Raw genomic sequence first — 20,775 nt, 5'->3', positions numbered from 1 at the left:
GCGCAACCGAGCTGCGACGCCACGTTGAGACATCGTCGTCGGAAACTACGGTTGCGATGAAGTCTTCAGTCGACTTGTATGCAAGCATGCCTCTTCCCTTGCGTGGGATCGACTCATCACGGCTTGTAGCGCGGCGTGTCGAGTCAGGGCTTACGCGTGAGGAGTTGGCCGAGAGAGTCGGGGTCTCGGCCAGGATGATCTTCTTCTACGAGGAGGGCCGGCATACCCCCACGCCGTCGCGCCTTGAGCGGTTGGCGGCGGCGCTGGACTGCGAAGCGGAAGTGCTCACGGGTGCCGTTCGTGGGCAGGAGACGCTCGTCGATCTGAGATATGCGGCAGGACTGACCCTGGAGCGGGTCACGGAGTTGCTGCGAGCATCGCCCGCAGGACGGGAACTGTGCGTATCCGCGTCCAAGATTTCGGCGTTGGAGAACGGGCGACCGGTCCGCGGACGGCACTGGCAGAAGCCTGAGGTGACAGGGAGGCTTGTCGCTCCGCTGGCCAAGGCGTACAGGGTTCCGGTGCGGATGATCATGGACGCATGGATGCGTACTCGCCCCGGCGAGCAGGCCCCGATCCTGGCGACACAACGGAAGCCGGAGGCGTCCGGAAAGGCGTTGGCGACCTGGGAGTCATTGAACGAGCGCCAACAGGTCTACCTCGGCGAGATCATGCGGGAGGACCGCATGAGGGAGACCGAAATGTGGATGCGGCGGGTCCAGCGGCTGCCCTCGCAGAAGGCGGCGCAGTGGCGGGCCTTGCCGTTGACGCTGCAGGCCCCACCGTCGGTGGTCGGGTACACCCGACTGCAGGAGCGGCTGCGTCGACATGATGTGCACGACCCCGGTACCGGACCGACGGTGCACGCACTGGAGCGACGGGGCTTGGTGGCGATCACCGAGGACTCGGTCGAACACCCCGCTGTCGGCACGATCGGGCGAGTGCTGGTGGAGATCACGCGCCGTGGCCGGTCGGCCGCCAGGGCAGGGCTGGGTGAACCGCGTGATCCGGGTCCTGCGGCGCATCTACTGTCGGAGTGGCTTTGGGGGGTCGTGGCGCGCGTCGCGGCTGCCGAGCCTGCCGGGCTGGAGGACGACCGGTTGGCCGGCCGTTCGCTGTTCTTCATCGGTGTCGGGTACCGCGGCAAGGCCGGGGGCCGGCCGAGTCGCGGCCTGGTGGACTCGGTGCCCGTCATGGCGCCCGGTGGAACGCACGTCGCCGAGTACCGGTGGCGCTTGACCCGGCTGGGCCGACGTCATGTCGCGGAATACCTCCCCATCTATCGCGAACTTTATTCGCATATCGCCACCGCCGGCCTGGATGACATCGCGGACGGAAAACCGTAAACACAAAATCCCTATTTTTGCGGTCTCAGGAATTGTCGGAGGGGTCATCTATGCTCCCCGGCCGTGACGAGTTTCATGGACGACGGCGCACAAGCACTCGATGATGTCCGGGTCCGATATCTGGTGACCCGGTCAGCCCTGCGTGCGGCGAAGGCGCTGACCGCGCCGGAGGCGAAGCCCGAGAAACGCCTGGAAATCTTGATGGAGTGTCACGGCGCGATGCAGGCGGCTCGCGGTCCGGGCAGCCCATTGTCGTTCGGGGACTTCCGACGCGCGCTCACAGGGGATCTGGCCGTCCTGCTGCCAGACGGTGTCTCACCGTTGGACCTGGAGGGGACGCGGGCCGTCGACCAGGACGGTCAGGTGTCCGAGGACGTCTTCGACCTCGATTTCGAGCAGCAGATGCTGCTGCGAATATTGCACAAGCTCGACAGAACCGCGACTGTGGTCAGCGATCGGGAATTCCAGTCGGAGCTGGATCAGGAGACGGCGTTCACGCTGTTGCGCAAACAAGGCGAGCAGGCCGTGTACGAGGCCGGTCGCAGGGACCTGATCCGCCGTCCCGCCGGCCCTGTGCAGGAATTGGCCGAACTGCGACTGCCGCCGCTGGTCGCGGACTTCTACAGGGACATTCCCTATGACTCGGTCTATCGAGGCTGGTGGTTCGCCTGCCCAATCTGCTGTTGGCCTATGCGGATCACCGTGCGGAACAATGCGGGAACCACCGTGGGTGCGGCACGCTGCTGGCACATGCCTCACGCGGACATGGGCGCCTCCTACTTGTTCCCGCTGCCGGACGACGCCGGCGCACCGCGGCTGCTGCCCGAGCCCGCGCCACCGCGTCCCAGCGCACGTGAGGCGGTGCTGTACCCGGATCTGGGTGATGTGCCGACGGCGCTGCCCACCGAAGGCCACAAGGCCCTCACGCGAGGGATCTGGCGCTACACGACCATTCCCGGCCTGCCGGAACTGGCGCTGTACGACCAGTTGGCCGCACGAGGGCTGAAGGTCGGTTTGTGGCCTGGACTGGACGCCTTCGACCTGCTGGTGGAGGTGGGCCCGAAACGGGGCAGGAAGACCTCGTTCAAGGTCGACATCAAGGACTACACCTCGGCCAGGACGTTGGCCGACCTCATCCACGCCCAGCAAGGCGACCGAGGCGGAGCCGACTGGCTTGTGCTGCCCGATCATCACGGTCGCCATGTGCCACTGCTGTCGGGGGTGTGCGCCAAGTACGACATGCAGGTGGCCACTGCCTCCGAGTTCGGCGAGATGGTCTGCGAGAAGGCCGGGGTGAGTTGGGCGTGAGCGACCTTCTGATCGGACAGACCGCGGTCTATGCCGCGCTGGCCCTCGCGACCCACTATTTCCCTCAGGCCGTGGAGGGGGATCCCCGCAGTGCTGCGCCGTTCAGTGAGGCGGCTTTCCTGCTGTCCGGCAAGTACCGGGCGTGGGACCGCTGGAAGCTACTGCCCCACGACGAGAAGCAGCGGATCGCCCTGGTCTGCTCCATCGCCCCCGGTGAACTCGCCGATGTCGCGAAGTTCTCGGTGGCGGCGCGCTCCCTGCTGGCACGGCTGAATTCCGACGAACCCGGTGACTCGTCGGTCATGGCACCGTTCGAACTCGCGGGCGACAACCCGTTCGCCGCCGAGGCCGCGCTGCCCAGGCTCGGAGGTGACCCGCTCGGCTACGTCGACCGTCTGACCGCGCGGTTCCGGCGCCCGAGCGCTCGCCCCAAGCCCGCGGAGTTCGCCGGACCGGGGACGTGGAACACCGGGGAGATTTTCGTCAAGGACGTCGGCCAAGTCCACGGACGGGTGACGATCCCCTCCTACCCCCAGTTCGCCGAGGCGCTCGACCACTCCAGTCTGCCCAGCGTCTCGACCGCGCCGTACCTGGCCGACCTGCGCATCCCCACACCCGAATTGCTCGACCTCGCGGAGAAGATCGACTCGCGCTACACGGAGGACAAGCGCTATCTGCACAGCGTCCTCAAGGGCTTGTTCGACGTGCTGAACACCACCGACACCGTCTCGCCCGAGGAGGTGTTGAGGCTGACCGCGGGCGGCATGGAGATCTTCAACGCGCCGACCGGCACCGGCAAGAGCGTGCTGGTCCGCGTCATGGCCGCGTGGTTCGCCGCGCACGACCTGCGCGTGGCGATCGTCCTGCCGGACATCAAGACGTGTCTGGCCTTGACTTGGAACGTGCGCGAGGATCTGGACTACCTGCACCACATCGAGGTCATCAAGCACAAGCCCAGTTGTGCGCATCTGATGTCGTCCTCCGGGATGCACGACCGGGCGATCAAGCTCGCCTCCTTGATCAAGGAGGAGCCTGACGCGCCGGGGCAGTGGGGTGAGCGAGCCGAACGCGACGTGGACCCCCTGGCGTACGGGTGTGCTCTCAAGACGTTCCTCGACGCCACCGGTGACTATCCGCCGGGCCGCGAACCATGTCTGTCGTTGCACCGCCAGGGCGTGGGGTCGGCGGCCTGTCCCTGGATCCCCACCTGTGGGAAGTACGCCCCTGTGTACGAGTCGGCCGAGGCTAACGTCGTCATCATGAACCACTACGTGTTCATGCAGGGCACCCTGCGCATCGGCGTCAACCTCGATGGTCGTGCCGTGCGCGGTATGACCGCGGCCGAGTTCGCGCTGCGCACCTGTCACGCGGTCCTGGTCGACGAGGTCGACCAGTTCCAGTCTCGGGCTGTGGACAAGTGCGCCAGCGAGATCGTGTTGCACTCGCGTCGGCACTGGTCGGCCGCGCCCCAGGAGATCGACACCGACGCCAAGCGGCTGCCGATCGACGACGAGCACAACCTGCTGCCCGCGGTCAGTCACGTTCGGCTCATGGCCGAGTTCCTTCTGTTGAGCATCTGCAAGAATGCCCTGAGCCTGCACGTCACGGAGGACGACCGGGCGCAGGCGCGCATCCCGGACCAGACCAGCACCCGCTGGCACCTGGCCCGTGGACGCGACCGTGTTCTGCTGCGGCTGCTGTGGCCGGACGAGGGCGCGGACGACGAGACATCCATCCCGGTGGAGCTGTTCCAGAAGCTCAACGCCCTCATGCCCGCCAGGTACCAGCGTCTGGATCCGCTCAGCGGACAGACCAGCCTGCTTGAGCCCGACTGGCGCGACGTGCGGGAAGCGCTCAACGCGCTGGTCGCTCCCCGCGGCGAGCACCTGCTCGACCAGGTCAAGATCGAACTGCATCGTATCCTCGAGGACAGCGTCAAGGATCCGCACCGACGCGCCCAGGCCGTCAATCTGCTGGTCACCCGGACCGCCATGATCGAACTGGACGATGCGCTGGCGCTCCTGCAGGGCAAGGCCCACGACTACCGGTCCTCGGGTCTGCGATCGGCCCACCGGATCGTGGAAGGCCTGCAGCCCACCGCCGTCTCCGCGGTCCTGCCGCTGGGCATGCTGGGCCGCTCCATCACCGGCTACCGCGTCACCGGCCTCGACGACAAGGAGAAGAGTGCCACCTTGGTCGCCCAGACCATCGCCGGCGACCCGCACACCTTCACCGCCGAACTGGGCGGGATCGTCTCGCTGGTCCTGGCGGGCGTCGAGCGGCCGGTGATGGGTCTGTCGGCCACCGCCTACTTCCCGCAGGCGGTTCGCGAGCACCTGCACGCCCCGGTGCGGTGGTGGATGACCGACGCCCAGGCCAGGTCCATCCGGGCCCGCAAACACCGCATCGACTACGGCGAGGGCCACCCTCTGTTCGGCGAGCCCATCAAGGTCTCCGGAACCCACCCCAGCCGCAAGAAAGACGCACTCATCGAGCTCGGCAGCAACCTGTACGACCGGCACATCCACCGCGAACTCCAGCGTGCCAGCAAGGACGGCCGGGGCCGTGTCCTGGTCGTGGCCAACTCTTACCAGCAGTGCGCGTGGCTGGCCCGCGGTATCAGCCGGGCCGGACACTACGACGGCGGACTGTGTTTGGCCGTGCGTGCCGAGGACCTGCACAGCTCCGACCCCGAGTTGCCCAGGCAGAACGTCGCCGTACGTCTGACGGCCGAGGAGTTCGAGGACTTCCCTCAACACGGAAAGATCCTGGTCGTCCCCTTGTCGCTGATCGCGCGTGGACTCAACATCGTCATCGGCACCCGCTCGGCGGTCCGGTCGGTGTACTTGTGCGTGCGTCCCCTCGCGCTGCTCAACGACCCAGCCGAGATGTACGCCAGCATCAACGCCGCTGGCCTGCGCGCCCTGCCGCCAGGTGGTGCGCCCGTCCCGTCACAAGTCCTCGCCGAGGCCGGAGAAGCGGCCTGGCACCAACTTGCGCTGCTGCTGCGCACGGCCCCCCAGTTCACGGCGATGCACAAGTCGCTGCAGGACGAGGTCGTCGCAGGCATGATCGTCGACCTGATCCAGCTCGCCGGGCGCGCCCGCCGCGGCGGCACCGATGCCGTGCTGCACATGGTGGATTACGCCTTCCACGAGGACACCTGGAGCGCCGACCTGGAGACCGTCCTGCAACGCATCCACTCCCTGTGGCCTCCCGAGGTACGACAACGCATGAACGACCTCTACGGGGAAGCGCTCAACGCGTTCCTCTCCTACGCCGGCATCGAAACCCCCGCTTCCGGCCACCACAGCATTTGACCGAGAGCACGAGAGAGAGAACGAGAACACGTGACCGAGCACGACCTCGCACCCGGCAAACACCTCAACACCCTCGCCGTGCGCTGCACCCCCGAGCTGGTCGGCGACGCCGTAGTCCACGTCCGGCACTTCGACGAAGTGACCTGGAAGCTGTGGGACGACTTCAATTTGCACTGCAAGAAGAAGTTCAACAACGACGACGCCCAAGCCCCCTACTCCATCGCCACCACCGTCCTGAGCATGATCAGCGGCGGCTACGTCCACTTCGACCCGGACCGTCGCGGTCCGTTCCTCGCCTCACTCAACCCGATCGACAACACGCTGCTACGCCGCGCCTTCACCCTCACCCACCACTTGGCCCTCGGACAGGACGTCGGCACGATCGACCTCACCGCACCACCGGAACTGGCCAAGCGGATCGCCGACACCACCGAGCACAAGTACCTGCTGGCCGAGCACCTACGACCCGTCCACGACAGCCAGCCCGCAGCCCCCGGCTGGCTGTACCGCACGGTCGTCTGGGAACTGTCCCAGCGACTGGCCGCCCGACCCTGGTCGATCTGCGACGACAAGACCATCACGCTGCGGTCCGACTCCACTGGCGGTCTGGTCGCGTTCGACGATCCGTGGCAGAACGAGCAAGGTGGCCGTTTCGCCCTGTCCCGGACTGCGCTGAGGCTCAAAACCGTCCCCAACATCAAAAACCCCGTGCTGCTGCTAGGTTCGCGAGTAACCCGCATCTCCTCCTCGCTGGTCTTCTCGAAAACAGCTTTGGCCGAGCAGCCCGGTCGGGATCGCCCGCTGCTGGAGGTCACCCTCAACGGCCGAGGTGGTGCCCGCACCATCAACCGCCTGGCCCTGCAAGCCCTCGGCCGGCTGGAGATGGACTACTCCATCCTGCGCACCATCGACGAGCGGTCGAAGCGGGAGCAGAAGCTGCTCGCCGACGCGAAGGAAAACAAGCAACCGGCCCGCTTCCCTCGCGAGAACCCAGGGCAGGTCTGGCCGATCCTGCCCAAGAACTACTCGTTCCCCATCGGCACCGGCACCGGCATGCACCACCTCAGGCTCCTGCACCGTCACCTCAAAAACGTCTTCGCCGACACGGCAGCGCCGCTGGAGATTCGCGAGGTGCGTGCGAGCATGCCGCGCCGCCCCACCGACCCGGAGAACATCTCCAAGCAGGAGTACCAGCGCCGCAAGGCGGAACGAGACCAGCATCCGGACCAGAAGAAGCTCGGGCCGATCCGTGCGCGCGGCAGCCTCTTCCCGACGCCGGAGTCCATCGTCACCTCCGTCGAGACCGCCGGATTCACGACACTGCGCATCGTCTGCTTGTGGTACCGAGACGAAACCCGCCTGCGGATGCTCGACACTTTCTGCAAGACCTTCGACCTCGAACCCCAGGGTCTGGACCCGCACGATGGCACGGAGTTCAGCCTGCACGGCGAGCACATCACCGCGGTGTTCCACCACGCCGAGAACTTCCTCAAGCCAGGACCCACCGGCACCCGCACCGCAGCGCTGGCCGCCACCGGGGCTGCGCTGCCGCCCCCGGACGGGGTGCTCGTCGGCGCCTGGTGCGAGACCGAGATCCCCACCGCAGCCGACACCGACGACAGCAGCGGAACGAGCCTCGACGATCTCGACGCCAAGCCCCAGACCAAAAAAATCCTCGCCGAGCGCGGCGTGCCCACCCAGTACCTGCGCGGCAAGGACGACAAGGGCGTCATAAACCCCAAACCCAAGGACCACCCCGCCGAGATGGCCCTTCTGGACCTCTACCGCTCGCTGGGCATCATCGACGACCGCATCGCCAACGCCCTGCGGCCGGAGAAGGACGGCTACCCGGTCGACCGCATCGCCCACGTCGGCATCTACGTACGACAGCAGAACAAACGCAAGGGCGAGTTCGGCCAACCCAAGGTGATCATCACCGCGTCCGCCCTCGTGCCCCCGCAAGACGACGACGGAACTTGGACCATGCTCGGCTGGAGCTCCACCCGACCCGAGTGGCAGCCCTACCGCACCGCACAGTCCGCATTCCACGCCGGTATCTACCCGGAGAACACCGGCGACAGGAAGACCTACCGGCAACGCTGGGACGACGCGGCCGACACCGTCGAACGTGCCCTCGCCGACCTGGCCGACGAGCTCGACGGCATCCCGTACGTGGTCACCGTGGACGCCCTCGCCTCCCGACGGATGTGGGACGGGCTGCAGAACATGCACTTGGGCGGCTCGCCCGAGAACAAGAAGTGCCGTTACTGGCTCCCCGGCAGCACCCTGATCACCGACGAGCGACCTCGCGCGGTCATCCGCGTCAACATCGACGATGAGGAGGTTCTCCAGCCGGTCGGCACCACCCACATCACCAAGGACAAGGACAGCGAACCCGCGGAGAAGGAGACCGCGAGAACGCTCTACGCGGTCACCACGGATTTCGGTACCCCGGTGTGGATCCTATGCAACGTACCTCGCGCCTTCGACGGGGACGGTGCGAACCGGCTGGGGTCGAAGTACACGCGGTGGGACGCCAAGTCCTCCGTCTCCTCCGAGCGGAAAGAGGAGCGGCGCAAGGGGGAGATGCCCCAGAACTGGTACTCCATGACGGCCAACGAGATCTATCCTCTCGCGTGCGCCGATGATGTGTCCGCCGAATCCCTCGCCATCGCCACGGCGAAGCTCTCCCACCAGGCCCAATTTTGGGACGGTCGCTCCCGCTTCCCCCTCCCCCTGCACGCCGCGAAACAGATGGACCTCGACCACCCGCAGTACCGACGCACCACCGCTCCGGACGAGAAGGTAAGTGCTGAACCCGGTGCCGAAGACGTACCGCTTGAAGGCAGTAAGGGCCAGAACGAGAAGCAGGTATAGGCATGCGCAGGCGGCGTAGCGGACCTCCGCTACGCCGCCTGCGCGCCCTCAAGAACCGTCACGCAGCATTGCTCGGCACCTGCGGATCGCAACTGTCGTCGGAATAGGCGTGGCTGTCGTGTTCCGGACCTGCGGAGCCCGGTCCGGTTAGTGTGGAGGCAATTGCGAGTGGATGTGGTTCGCCGGTAAGTGCAGCGAGCGCGATGGCAACGTCGCTAATGTCCGCCTTGATGTAGGTGGCAGTGACGCCGAACCGGTTGGTGCTGGCGGTGGCGTGGCCCGCGTAGGCGCGCGCGACACCGTATCCGTAGGTGCGTTCGACCCAGGTTAGTGTGGTGTGGCGCAGCCAATGGGTGGTGATTCCTTGGATGCGAACTGTGTTGAGGTATTGGCCGATACGGCCCCAGAGGTGGTCGTAACGCCGGGCGGTCAGCGGCTTGCCGGTGTGGTAGCGCAGGACCGCACTGTCGGGATCTCGTACGCCTCGTGCGTGTGCGTGGTGCTGCATCGCTGCCATCAGGGTGGGTGAGACGGGCTGCCAGCGGCTGCGATTGCCTTTTTCTCGCAGGTACACCGTGCTCTGCTCGGGATCCAGGTCACACAGGCGAAGCGCCAACGCCCCTCCTGTGCGCATGGCGGTCTCGATGTGCAGTCGTATGAGCAGTGCGTCGAGATGGGGATCGTTACCCGTCGTGGAGGCGACCTCCACAACGGCCTCGACGAGAGCGGGCTCGAGTGCTCGCCGATTGGAAGTGAGGCGCTTGGGTTTGGTCACGTGGAGCGTGGGGTCGTCCCACGAGTGGATCATGCGATCCGCGACCGCGTAGCGGAACAGGCACCGCACGGCGTCGAATGCATGCTCGGCGGCACTGTGGCCTCCACGGCTGGACCTGCGAACGACAGCGGTGGTTTTCGCATGTTCCACGAACCACACCACATCGGTGGTTTTGACCTCGCCCACGCGGCGCCCAGGCCACGCCGCGAGCGCTTTGCGCCAATAGGGTTCATACAGTCGGCGTGTCGGTGTCGGTACGACACCGGACACGGTGGCCACCAGGGTCGACAGTGGTGTCGTCTGCGCCCGCCGGTCCGGGCCGAGGAGGTCCTCGGGCGAGATGCCCATATGCGTGAGGATCAACCGCGCCGCGGCGAGATCATCATCGATGGTCACGCCGTCACATCCCCCTGCGAAGAGCCTGCTCGAACTGCTCGGAGTGATAGGCCCGCGCCATGTGCGCGAGGTTGGCCATGGAGTGCACGATGAGCATCCGATGTTGCGGTTCGGCGATCAGCAATGCCTGTCCGCCATGGGCGATGCCGCAGTACCTGAGCATGCCCGGCGGCAAGCACAGACGCTTGCGCCCATCGAGGGACACCGTGCCTTCCACATCCGGGCGCAGGACCAGGTAGGACTTCCCCAGCGAGCCAACGAGTCTCTCGCCCGCCGACCAACGCAGGTACTCGAAGACCGACCGCCCGGAGATACGGCCGCTTCCGTCCATTAAGGACAGTGCGAATCTGAGGGCGCCCGTGCCGAGCGCGACACGGAGATCACCCAGGTCCACCGTGCGCATGCGGGCCTTGGAGCCCTCGACCGGTGCCGCCGGATAGGTCAAAGCCCGCACGACCACGTCGTCGACGCCGTCACGCCATGTCGATGCGGACACCGAGGCCACCTGCAACGGTGTGTCGTCCACTCGCGCCCCTACTTCCGCGGGCAGGACCGACCCTGCACCACCGCCGTGACGTCGACACCGGTCAGCCCCATCGTCGTCTCCCCCGTATCGGCCTGTTCCGCGCATGCCGGCCTTCGCATCGGCCACACACCTCCTCATCGGCCCCTTCCGTTGACGCCGCCGCCCGCTGGAAGGCTCTGCGCGAGTGGACGACGGCGCCGCCGGTGATCCGACATAAACACGGCAACGACGGAAAGTCACCGTTTTGGGGGTCAAAAACAGCCAAACTCGTTCACAGGCGCCATGGCCGCCACCCTGGGCGGCGGATGTCGTCGGCCGGCGTGATCACGCGTGTCCGATGCGGCCGCCCGGTCGCGCCATCAGGGCATCACCGCACACGCGCCCCGTCCTCGGGCACCTGCAGGGGGTGGATGTCGCCGCTGGTCACGATGGACAGCGGCTGCTCCGCCAGCGGATGCCGCTCGTGGGTCAGGGCCTGCAACGCCGTGGCGACCTCACCCAGGTCGGCCTTCACATACACGTGCGTGGCGCCGTGCTTGTTGGAGCTGGGCTCGGCGTGCCCGGCGAACGCCCCGGCCACCGCCAGGCCGAAGTTGCGTTCCACCCACGTCAACGTGGTGTGCCGCAACCAATGGGTGCTGATGCCCCGCACCCGCACACTGTCCACATACCCCCCGACCCGGTTCCACAACGTCTCGTACCGCTTCTTCGTCAACGTATCCCCATTGAGAAACCGCAACACACGGCTGTCGTCCTCGCGGGCGCCGCGGTCGTGGGCGTGGTGACGCAGGTAGCTCATCATGGTCGGCGACACCGGCTGCCACCGCCGGGTCGACCCCTTCTCCCGCAGCAGCACCAGCGACTGGTCCTCGTCCAGGTCCCGCAGCCGCAACCCCATGACCCCGCCCAGGCGTGCCGCGGTCTCCAGGTGCAGCCGCAGCAGCAACGCGTCCAACGCCGGGTCGTTGCCGGTGGACGTGGCCGCCCGCCAGATCTCCCCGTACAGCGCCGGTGTCAACGCCTGACGCCGTGACCGGCCCTTCGCCGGTCGCTCCACCCGCGCGATCACGTTCTGGCGCGGCGAGAGGATCTGCTCCTCCACCGCGTAGCGGTACACGCACGACAACGCGTAGTAGGTGTGCAGCGCCGCGGCCTTGCCGCCGTTGCTCGACCGCCGCACCACCGCGGTCTCCCGCGCTCGCTCCAACAGCTGCCGCACCTCCGTCGCGGTGGGCTCGTCCAACCGCCGATCCCCCCACACCGCGACGATGCGGTCCCAGTAGGTGCCGTAGATCCGCCGCGACGGGGCGGGCACCCGCTCCCGCACCAGCGGGTCCACCTGCGCGAACGTCGGCACCTCCCGCACCACCACTCCCGCGAGGAGGTCCTCGGGGCGCAAGTCGAATTTCTCCAGCATCCGCAACGCCATCGCTACATCCCCCGGATCCGGCCTGCCCCCGCTCACCGCGGCACCCCACGACCGGCCCCCGACGGCACCGCTCCCCCGGTCCCCGCCGCCGTAGCGCGCCCTGCGCGGACCGCGGCGGCCCGCGTGCCCGGTATCGGGCCGCCCAGCGGGTGCATCGCCGCGATCAGCGCCCGCGGCCGGGGCAGCGCCTGGTCGAGCTTCTCCAGCCCGTGGATGATCAACGCCGACTCGCGGGGCACCGCGACCAGCAGCACCTGCTCACGGGGACCGAAGCCGCACCACCGCCGCACACCCGCTGGCACCAGCACCATGGCGCGCCGGGTCAGCACCGACCCGCCGTAGGGATCGGCGCGCACGACCACGGCGTGCCCGTCGGTCACACCGATCTCCACCCGCAGCCCCGCGGTGAACCCCAACAGGGCGAACAACGCCTGGTCGGTGACGCGGCCATTGCCGTCGAACAGCGCCACCCCGTACCGACGCAGATGACGCCGCCGGACTGCGGGCAGATCACCCGGCTCGGGCGCTTGGGTGCGTCGCAGATCCAATTCCCGATGTCGCGGCCGCGCACCGGTCCGGGAATTCCCGGAATCGACGTCAGGGAGGTTGCCGGATTCGTGCGCGTGAGGGGATGTCGCGAGGGAGATTCCCGGGATGATCCGATCGCTCACGTCCGTGACCGCCCCGCTGGGGCGGTGACGCGACGGGATGTGTCCCGTTGAGCAGCGCAAAGCCCCCTACCGAGGCAGGGGGCTGCGAGACCATATGATTCACGGGATACATCCCGCGTTTGAGTGACCGAGGGGGGACTTGAACCCCCACGCCTGGGAAATTTCCCTTTCCTGGGAAATTTCACACACGGAACGTATCAGCCCCGCCGCTAGCCATCCAACCAGTCATCACAGGGTACGCCGCCAGGAGATATGTCCTCTTGAAGAGCTAATCCGTCACAACAACCTTCCTGACCGGTACTCAGATGGACGTGATGTTGATTTCCCACTCTTCAGGCGTCGAAATTTCTCATGAACGCACAGGCCAGAGGCCACCGGTGGACCTCCAGCCCCTCTTGGACCCCTCGGTTAGTCCACATAAGCCAAACCGCTGGACCTGCACCGCCAGGTCCACGAGTGGCCAGTAGGCGCAATCGCATCGACGACACATCCAAGTCCAGCGTCGCCGGCCACAAACGCCACGCCGCCAGGTCAACCTCCGACACCCAAGATGCACCACGACTTCGGGTATAATCACCCCGTAGGCAGCTAGCGACCGAGTACGCCCCGATGACGACATCCACTATCCGGGGAAGCTCCGCCCCTTGGTCGACTGTCAGTCCAGGGGTCGAGTGTTCAAGCACCTATTCGCACCCTCCTCAGTCCAGACCGGGATCGCCGCAAATCATGGTTCCCCTCTCGAGATGTGAACCGAAATCCAGCACCGTCCGATCGATGGCCAGACCAAGTGCGCCTCCCCGAGACGGTGGATGGTGAAGTGATCAGCCACGCGGTGCACAGCTACCCAGCGAGCGGACGTGGTCGGTAGCGAAGGCGTAGACACGTTCACGAGGCGCCATCCAGCAATGTCCGACTTCGCCCGTCCAGTCTCGCAATCTCGGTGGGTCGGTCGGGGGACCAGTGGGCTCCGCAGGCGTGATGGTGATTCGAGTGCGCAGCCGGTCCGGGTGAGTCGCGGCGCCTAATAACAACTCATTGGACCTTGGTCTTGAGCAGCAACGCCTGGCGCGGCTCGAGACCTAGGCATCGATCAGCAGCGCTGACTATGCGCAGCCGTTGCCAGTCGGCCCATCTCGTCGCGCGCGGGCCGCCGTGGACTGCGGTCAACTTCGCAGTTCCTCCACGGTGGCGTCGATGGCCGCTCGCTGCGAGTCGGTCACGAGCGGTGAGGTTCCCAGCTCCCGGTAGTACTTCACGGCTCGGTCTGGGTCGTCGTCCTCGATCAGCTCGATCGCCCGCATCCGGTCGACGAAGGAGTTGGCGTTGTCTCGCACGAATCTCTGGTGCAAGGTGGGCCAGCAGTCGGGGCGGCTGTCGACGAGTTCCAAGAGTGCGAGTTGTGGTTGGTCTGTCGTCAGGAATAGGCGGTAGGCCTCGGCCGCGCCATAGGGAACCAGGTCGGCACAGGCAGCAACGCGCCAGCGCTCAGGCAGTGCCGTCATCTTCGCGATGAGCCGTAGTCCTCCGGCCTTGTCCTTATCGGAGGCTACGAAGGCCATGAGTGACCGGATTTCAGACTCCGCCGACGAGTCCACGGGTCGGTCCCAGGTCTGGAAGATCAGCCATTGCATCGCGGCCGCGGGCGCGCCGCCCAGCCTGATCAGACTGCTGATCAGTGGCAGACGTTCATCTTCCAGATCTAGGTTCATGCTCAGCTCCAATCGGAACAGCACTCCGGCTTTCGGATCCAGTGCAGCGAGCGCTTTCGCGGCGCCAGCTCGGTCTTCCACCAACTCGTGCCGATCAGCCGCGACCGTTTCAAGCGCCTGTGTGGTCGGGTCGCCGAGGTTGCGGAGACCGTAGTGCTCGATCATCCGCTCGGCGGCTTCCGGGAAGGCGTCGATGACGGCGGCGACGAAGGCGTCCTCGTTGGTCCGGTCGAGCAGAAATTCCAGGAACGTCGTCTGCGATAGAACGATGTCCGCCCTGGTTTCGTACCAGTAGGGCGTTCGTTCGAGCGCGTCCAGCCACTCCTGCGGGGAGGAGCCGGCTAGGGTTCGCGCGGCGTAGTACTCCTGCAGCGATGGGTGGAAGAACATCAGTTCGTCTCGGTCGGAGATGATCAGTCCGGAGCGCAGCAGCACCTGCCGCACTATGTGAGCCCACCCCGCGCGCAGCGGGTCGGGAGGCTCGATTCCGTGTTCTTCGGCCCAGCGCAGGGCCAGGTCGAGCACTGAGGCGTCCGGGTCGTCGAAGTAGCGGTGGGACGCAACCGATTCCAGCAGCCGGTGGATCTGGTCCTGGATGGCGTCGATGGCGTGTGTGCGTGTGGATTCGAGCCCTGCGACGACTTGGTCGACGAACGCTGAGTAGATCCCGCTGGTGCTGGTGCTGGTGGCGTGCGCCGAGGCAGGGTCGGTGTCCGCGATGACGCAGGCCATCACGGCAAAAAGCGGGTTCGGTTCCCAATCGGCGTCGTCCAGCCGGTCGACCAGGTCTTGGGCTGCGCCCCGGCGAACTGCCGATCCAGCGCCGCTGTGGGCGAACCACTCGGTGATGAAGCGGTCGAGGGAGGAGCGATCGAAGGGTTGCAGGGTGTGGCGGACGTACCAGTCCCGCTTGAGGTCCGGCTCGAACGGACGCGAAGTGATCATGAATTGCATCTGCCGGTCGTCCATTGCAGCTTCCACCGCGTCGAGGACCTCCCTGCGGTCGTGGGTCTCGTCCAGCCCGTCGACCAGGATCAGCCACCGAGTCGACGGCGACGGCCGGTCGAGGAAGTCGAGGTCCGGCCGTCGGAGCAGACGACTGCCGAGAGTCCGCTCGATGCCCGCGTGCAATGCCTGCTCCAGTGGCTTGCCCGACGCGAGGTCCCGCGCTTGGACCAACACCGGGAACCACGGCCGGGGTTCGTGCAGCCACTGGTTGGCCAGGGTTGTGGCGATGTGGCGGAGCAAGGCGGACTTGCCCGCACCGGCGGAGCCCGTCACGACGAGGTGATCGCCCTCTGCGAGAGCCTGTTCCCAGGTGCGGGACCGGCTATCGGGCCCGGTGAGCGCAAGAGGTTGGTACAGAGAGTCCAAGTCGGGGATCCGGTCGGCAGCCCGCAGGTCACGCTCGCCCACATTCCGGAGCACTTTCAGGTACTGGTGCAACTCCGGGCGAGGTTGGTCCGACAGCACGGCCGTGGCCCACTGCTTGGCCTCGTCGCTCGTGCGGGCCGCGGTCGACAGCATGCGTGGGTCGAGCCGCAACCAGCGGAAGGCGGTGGCTGCGAAGTCCGTCGTGGCCATCATGGTGGCAAGGCGAGGACCGTCAAAAATTTCCAGCGTGATGCCGTACTTGGCCTTTGCCTCGGCTTGCAGCACGTGGATCCGGGCGATCGGGAGGTCTGCGACGAGGAACGCGTACACCACGTCGACGGGTCCTCCCGCGGTGATGCGGGCGAGGTCTGAGCGGATCTTGGTCATGAGTTTGTCCGTCTGGATGGTGCACAATCCAGACGGACCTGCTTGCGGTGATCCCGGCTGGGGTGAGCCATACGTGGGACTCGAAGTCCCGTCCCTGGTCGCCGCCAGCGCCGACCGGGCCGGTGGCTGGCATGAACGGGATGCCGAGCACCTCGCGGGCGTAGGCGAGGCAGAGGTGCTCGAAGTCGTGGAACCCGTTCCAGCTTCGCAGGTGGACCAAGCTCGTATGGATAAGCTTTGTTACTTCGGGACCATGCGATCGTGCTCCGCTCACGCGGGAAGGTTAACGAGTTGCACCGACAACGTAGGTCTGTATCACGAATCCGCCCCAGTCAGACTCCGGCGGCGGTGGGCGGTACCACCGGGTGACGGGTACGAAGCCGACAGGTCGCCTGTTGTTGGTAAGGGCGGTTTCCGCAGGCTGTCACTCCCCTCTGGTGATCAGGTGCACGAAGCGTGGTGAACTGGTGTCGGGCGACCTTGGACAGCGCGGCAGTCGGGCGACAAAGGGGCGATATTGTCCTGTCTGCTCGAACTTGACGGATCGTGCGGCCGTGACCTGTCGTTCATCAACTAGCGCTGGACAGGTGCTCATTTAAGGTGTCCGGACCTAGTTGTGCTAGGTCCGGACGTTGGTAACACCACTCTCACGAAGGCGCGGGGAGGGATGCCCACGATGTTGATGATGTCAGCCGCGACCCACGGCGGCTCCTCGGAGATCCTCGCCGAGGAGCGCGATCAAGCCGGTGCGGTCCCCGTCGTCCGCAGGGTCTGTAACTGTGCCAAGGACAACTCCCGCGTTCGGGCCGATGCGGGCGAGGAAGTCCAGTCGTTCAGATGACGATTCGCCGTCACCTGGCTCGTGTCCGGGGTGACGTCGTGACCGTCGGAGGCCACGATCTTCTCAATCATCAAGGCGAACTTCCAGGGCCCACCGCCGCCGTAGCCGACGCTGTAGCCCTCGCCGTTCTTTTCGGGTAGGAAGTGCAGCTCGCCGCGATCATTGCGCAGCCACATGACGCCAGCGTCCTGATCGATAATCAACCGCTCCAGCACCTGGCCTTCGGGCAGCGACAACGGGGAGAACGTCCAGTAGGTCCAGTTCTCGATGTTCCCGCTGACTGTGCGGTAGTGCTGTTTCACCACCGGCATCCAGGTAAGCGGATCGTAGAGGGTCGTCAGGCACAGGCAGCCGTCGCCAGCGACTGCCGATGGCGACTCGGGGTCGTCGAAGACGCAGGGATTCCACAGTCGCGGAGCCTCGTTGTTGGAGACCAGTGCCATGTGAAGTGGGGTCGGCTCGGTGTTCTGTAACCGGCCAACCCATTCCTTCGTGTATCGGCTGGACTCGCGTAGTTGCTGGGTGGCGTTGAGCGACGATCCCCACATATTCGGCGCTTCGCTGTAAAGCACGAAATTGAACCATCCCCGCTGCGGGTCATAGGTCAGGTTCAATTCGCGCCCAGGCTGGTAAGTCATCAGTCGGGAATCCCTTCCGTGGTCGGTTCCGCCAGCTTCCCATCCGCCCCCGACGAGAGCGTCCGGTAGTCCCCAGGCCAAAAAGAACTTCAGCCAATCGGAGCAACCGTGATCACGGTCAAGGTCAGCCGCCCACTCCAGGACGCGTTGCCAATCGGCAAGGCCACCCGGCCGGAGTCGCGAACGCGGCGCGCAGCGCCTTGGCAACGTCATCAAGATCCAGCACTGTCTGATCGATGGCCGGACTGACTGGTCTTGCTACCGTGCCGGCATGGCACCGTGGCCGCCCATCAGCAGAGACGACCTGAGGCATGCCGCTGGCTCGGCAGGGTTCGACACCGACTTTCCGCTGCTCATCCGCCGCCTCATTGCCGAGACCGGCCGCGAGGTCACCGAGCTGGACATGCCGGGTGGCTCGGGCACGGCAGCCGGGGGCTTCGATGGCGTAGTAGTCGCAAGCGAACAAGCCTTGTTCGTTCCCTCGGGCATGTCGGTATGGGAGTTGTCCGTCCAGCAAGGGGCGCAGGCCAAGGCCGACCAGGACTATGCCAAGCGTTCGACCGGGCCGACGGGCGAGGACCCGAGCGAGATCACCTACGTGCAGGTGATCTTGGCCTCGTGGACGAAGGCGAAGATCTGGGCCGCTGGCCACGGTGCCGAGCAGCGTTGGAAAGAGGTTCGCGCGTACAACCTCGATCAGGTCCATACGTGGTTGGATTCGGCGCCAGCGACTATGGTGTGGCTGGCCGAACGGCTCGGTAAGGCCCTCCCTGGTGTGCGTCACGCACGATCGTGGTGGGAGGACACATGGATCCCGTCAACCAAGGTTTCCTTGACTGCCGAGCTTGTACTCGCAGGCCGGGGCGCGGCAGCCGTATCGATGGCAGATCTGTTGGCCTCCGGGAGAAAGACGATCACGGTCGGTGGCGACCTTCGCACTGACGAACTACATGCGTTCGTCGCCGCGGCGTTGGCACGCATGTCGACCGCTCACGACAAGGGGGCTGACGCCAGAACTCTGTTGGTCAGATCCTCGGACAGCCTTGCCCAGCTCCTCGGGCAGCCCCAGCCGCTGGTGCTCGTGGTTCCGGATGCCAGATTGCTGTCTGACCTTCCGCATCTGCATCCGCACCAGATTGTCATGCCCGCCGCCCTTGGTGGGAACGCCGCTGTGGACGTGCCTCGAGTTGACGGCGAAGCCGTCTCGGAACTCCTGATCACTGCTGAGGTCGAGCACGAGCACGCATACATGTATGGAACGCTGGCTCGCCGTAGTATTCCCGCATTGCGCCGAGCGTTGGCTGTGCAACCGGAGATTTTGACTCCAACTTGGGCTCAGGCACCTGGGTTCGTGGTTCGCCGGTTGTTGCTCGTCGCTGCGTGGAACGGGCTGGCGTCGGCTGACCGTGAGCTGCTGGAAGATTTTTTGGGCCGCGCGTATGCCGAGATTCGTGAGGCAGGGGTAGCGCTGGTTTCCGAGGGCGAAGATCCGTTTCTTGGTAGCTATTCAGCTATGACTTGAGTGCCTGGTGGGGGCCCGCTCGTGTGGGCGGCAGCCAGCTTTGGGATGATCTTGGGGTGTCGGTTCCAGGGTTGCCGGAGGGTGTGTCCCTCGATGCGATCCTGGCCGAGCTTGTCGAGTTGAGGCATGTGGTCGCCGCTCAGGCGGAGCGGATCGCGGAGCTGGAACGGCGACTGTCGGCGGATTCGTCGAACTCGTCGCGTCCGCCTTCCTCGGATGGGCCGTGGGAGAAGAAGCCGGCGAGGAAACGCTCGTCACGGGGCCGTTCGGGGCGCGATCCGGGCAAGCAGCCCGGCGCGTCGTCCTCCTCGCGGTCGTTGGTCGATGATCCGGACCGGACCATGGTGATCGAACCCGGCCGGTGTCGGGGATGCGCGTCGTCGCTGGTCGATGCGGCCGAGTTCGGGCGTGAGCGGCGTCAGGTGGTCGATGTGCGCCCGGTTCCGCCGCCGGTGGTGGTGGAGTATCAGCGGGTGTCGAGGACCTGCCCGTGTTGTGGGGCGGTGACCACGCCGGGCTGGGACGCGGTGCCCGCCGACGACCCGCTGCGGGAGGTGGTGGCCGCGCCGGGGTCGCCGGTGCGGATCGGCCCGGAAACCCTCGCGCGGTGCGCCTTGTTGACCTGCGGGCATTTCCTGCCGATCGGGCGGGGGCGGGCGCTGTTGGAAGCGTTGACCGGTATGGATGTGTCGACCGGGTTCCTCGCGGGTGTGCGTGGACGTGCGGCCCGCAGGCTGGAGAAGCGGTTCACCGCGCACATGCGGGCGTTGCTTGCCAGCGCGCCGGTGGTGCACGCCGACGAGACCACCGGTCGGGCCGCGGGGAGACTGTCGTATGTGCATGTCGCCTGCACCGAGTACCTGACTCTGATGCACGTCGGTGGCCGTGCCAAGGGCGATATCGACGCCGGTGGTGTGCTGCCGGGGTTCACCGGGGTCCTGGTGCGTGATGGCTACGCCGGCTACGAGCACCTGACCCGGTCCGTGCATGCCTGGTGCGGGGCGCACCTGTTGCGGGACCTGAGGTCGATCTCCGACGCCGATTCCGACGGGCAGTTGTGGGCGCTGGCGATGGCCGACACCCTGATCGAGGCCCATCACGCGGCGCGGGAGGCCCGCGAGCGCGGAGCGACCGTGCTCGATTCCGTGGTGCTGGCAGACCTCCGCAACCACTATCTCGGCGCGCTGGCCCGAGGGCGAGACGACAACCAGGGAAAACAGGGTGCCCTCGCCGCCGACGCGAGAACGCTGATCCGCCGGTTCCGTCGATTCGAGGACATGATCCTCCGGTTCGTCACCGATCTGACGGTCCCGTTCACCAACAACACGGCGGAACGAGCCGTTCGTCCGGTCAAGGTCCAGCAGCGCACCTCCGGTGGTGCGTGGCGCACTCTTGCCGGGCTCACCGACTTCGCGATGGTGCAGTCCTACCTCGACACGGCCACGAAGTGGGGTCTGGACAAACTCGACGCGCTCCGACAGTTGTTCACGACCGGCGCGTGGCTACCCCCAACACTCGCCCCAGCTGAATAGCTACGTTTCTTGGTGTTCTGCAGGAGCATTGGCATGTCATCTCGGCGGAGGACTCGTGGCATCTGCTTGCACCGCATCTCACCGTTGATGATCTCGACGGGTTCCGGGAAGTCGCACAGCAGGT

The 20,775-nt window shown here is 66.2% G+C and carries 12 protein-coding genes; 6 read left to right on the top strand and 6 right to left on the bottom strand.

What is annotated here, in order from left to right; genetic code table 11:
- Positions 1-56: 56 nt before the first annotated feature.
- The 4 genes from RM788_RS43115 (at position 57) to RM788_RS43100 (ending at position 8,851) form a co-directional block, all read left to right on the top strand.
- Complete coding sequence (locus RM788_RS43115; protein WP_315926199.1) at positions 57-1,346, top strand: helix-turn-helix domain-containing protein; 1,290 nt, start codon at positions 57-59, stop codon at positions 1,344-1,346.
- 63 nt (positions 1,347-1,409) lie between these two features.
- Positions 1,410-2,654, top strand: coding sequence for a restriction endonuclease-related protein (locus RM788_RS43110; RefSeq protein ID WP_315926197.1), 1,245 nt, complete (start codon positions 1,410-1,412; stop codon positions 2,652-2,654).
- Positions 2,651-5,974 carry a hypothetical protein gene (locus RM788_RS43105; RefSeq protein ID WP_315926195.1) on the top strand — a complete coding sequence of 1,108 codons (3,324 nt, stop codon included), beginning with the start codon at positions 2,651-2,653 and terminating at the stop codon, positions 5,972-5,974. The genes RM788_RS43110 and RM788_RS43105 overlap by 4 nt, the downstream gene beginning before the upstream one ends.
- 30 nt (positions 5,975-6,004) lie before the next feature.
- The gene (locus tag RM788_RS43100) at positions 6,005-8,851 is read left to right on the top strand and encodes an RNaseH domain-containing protein (protein WP_315926193.1); all 2,847 of its coding nucleotides are present in this window, start codon (positions 6,005-6,007) and stop codon (positions 8,849-8,851) included.
- 58 nt (positions 8,852-8,909) lie between these two features.
- On the opposite strand, the gene RM788_RS43095 is transcribed toward RM788_RS43100, so the two are convergent.
- The 6 genes from RM788_RS43095 to RM788_RS43070 form a co-directional block, all read right to left on the bottom strand.
- Positions 8,910-10,022, bottom strand: coding sequence for a tyrosine-type recombinase/integrase (locus RM788_RS43095; protein WP_315926191.1), 1,113 nt, complete (start codon positions 10,020-10,022; stop codon positions 8,910-8,912).
- A gap of 4 nt (positions 10,023-10,026) precedes the next feature.
- Positions 10,027-10,548, bottom strand: a complete 522-nt coding sequence (locus RM788_RS43090; protein WP_315926189.1) for a hypothetical protein — start codon at positions 10,546-10,548, stop codon at positions 10,027-10,029.
- A 367-nt stretch (positions 10,549-10,915) separates the two neighbouring features.
- Entirely contained in the window at positions 10,916-11,977 is a 1,062-nt protein-coding gene (locus tag RM788_RS43085; RefSeq protein WP_315926186.1) for a tyrosine-type recombinase/integrase, read from the bottom strand.
- 32 nt (positions 11,978-12,009) lie between these two features.
- Positions 12,010-12,525, bottom strand: coding sequence for a hypothetical protein (locus RM788_RS43080; RefSeq protein WP_315926184.1), 516 nt, complete (start codon positions 12,523-12,525; stop codon positions 12,010-12,012).
- A gap of 1,286 nt (positions 12,526-13,811) precedes the next feature.
- Positions 13,812-16,118 (bottom strand): NACHT domain-containing protein, encoded by a 2,307-nt coding sequence (locus tag RM788_RS43075; protein ID WP_315926182.1) that lies wholly within the window; start codon positions 16,116-16,118, stop codon positions 13,812-13,814.
- A gap of 738 nt (positions 16,119-16,856) precedes the next feature.
- Positions 16,857-17,597: a hypothetical protein gene (locus RM788_RS43070; RefSeq protein WP_315926180.1), complete on the bottom strand. Its 741-nt coding sequence runs from the start codon at positions 17,595-17,597 to the stop codon at positions 16,857-16,859.
- A 271-nt stretch (positions 17,598-17,868) separates the two neighbouring features.
- On the opposite strand from RM788_RS43070, the gene RM788_RS43065 reads away from it, so the two are divergent.
- Both RM788_RS43065 and tnpC read left to right on the top strand, forming a co-directional pair.
- Positions 17,869-19,119: a hypothetical protein gene (locus RM788_RS43065; protein WP_315926178.1), complete on the top strand. Its 1,251-nt coding sequence runs from the start codon at positions 17,869-17,871 to the stop codon at positions 19,117-19,119.
- A 56-nt stretch (positions 19,120-19,175) separates the two neighbouring features.
- Positions 19,176-20,651, top strand: coding sequence for an IS66 family transposase (gene tnpC / locus RM788_RS43060; RefSeq protein ID WP_399345258.1), 1,476 nt, complete (start codon positions 19,176-19,178; stop codon positions 20,649-20,651).
- The last annotated feature ends 124 nt before the right edge of the window (positions 20,652-20,775 follow it).

Origin of the sequence: Umezawaea sp. Da 62-37 (genome assembly GCF_032460545.1) — a bacterium.
Taxonomy (GTDB): Bacteria; Actinomycetota; Actinomycetes; order Mycobacteriales; family Pseudonocardiaceae; genus Umezawaea.
Note: the sequence above shows the minus strand (reverse complement) of the source record. Positions and strands in the feature narration are given on the sequence as shown.

What these genes read in the sequence shown, in the direction of transcription:
- RM788_RS43115 (WP_315926199.1), top strand. Translation starts at nt 57, where the DNA reads ATGAAGTCTTCAGTCGACTTGTATGCAAGCATGCCTCTTCCCTTGCGT.
- RM788_RS43085 (WP_315926186.1), bottom strand. Translation starts at nt 11,977, where the DNA reads ATGGCGTTGCGGATGCTGGAGAAATTCGACTTGCGCCCCGAGGACCTC.
- RM788_RS43075 (WP_315926182.1), bottom strand. Translation starts at nt 16,118, where the DNA reads ATGACCAAGATCCGCTCAGACCTCGCCCGCATCACCGCGGGAGGACCC.
- RM788_RS43070 (WP_315926180.1), bottom strand. Translation starts at nt 17,597, where the DNA reads ATGACTTACCAGCCTGGGCGCGAATTGAACCTGACCTATGACCCGCAG.
- RM788_RS43065 (WP_315926178.1), top strand. Translation starts at nt 17,869, where the DNA reads ATGGCACCGTGGCCGCCCATCAGCAGAGACGACCTGAGGCATGCCGCT.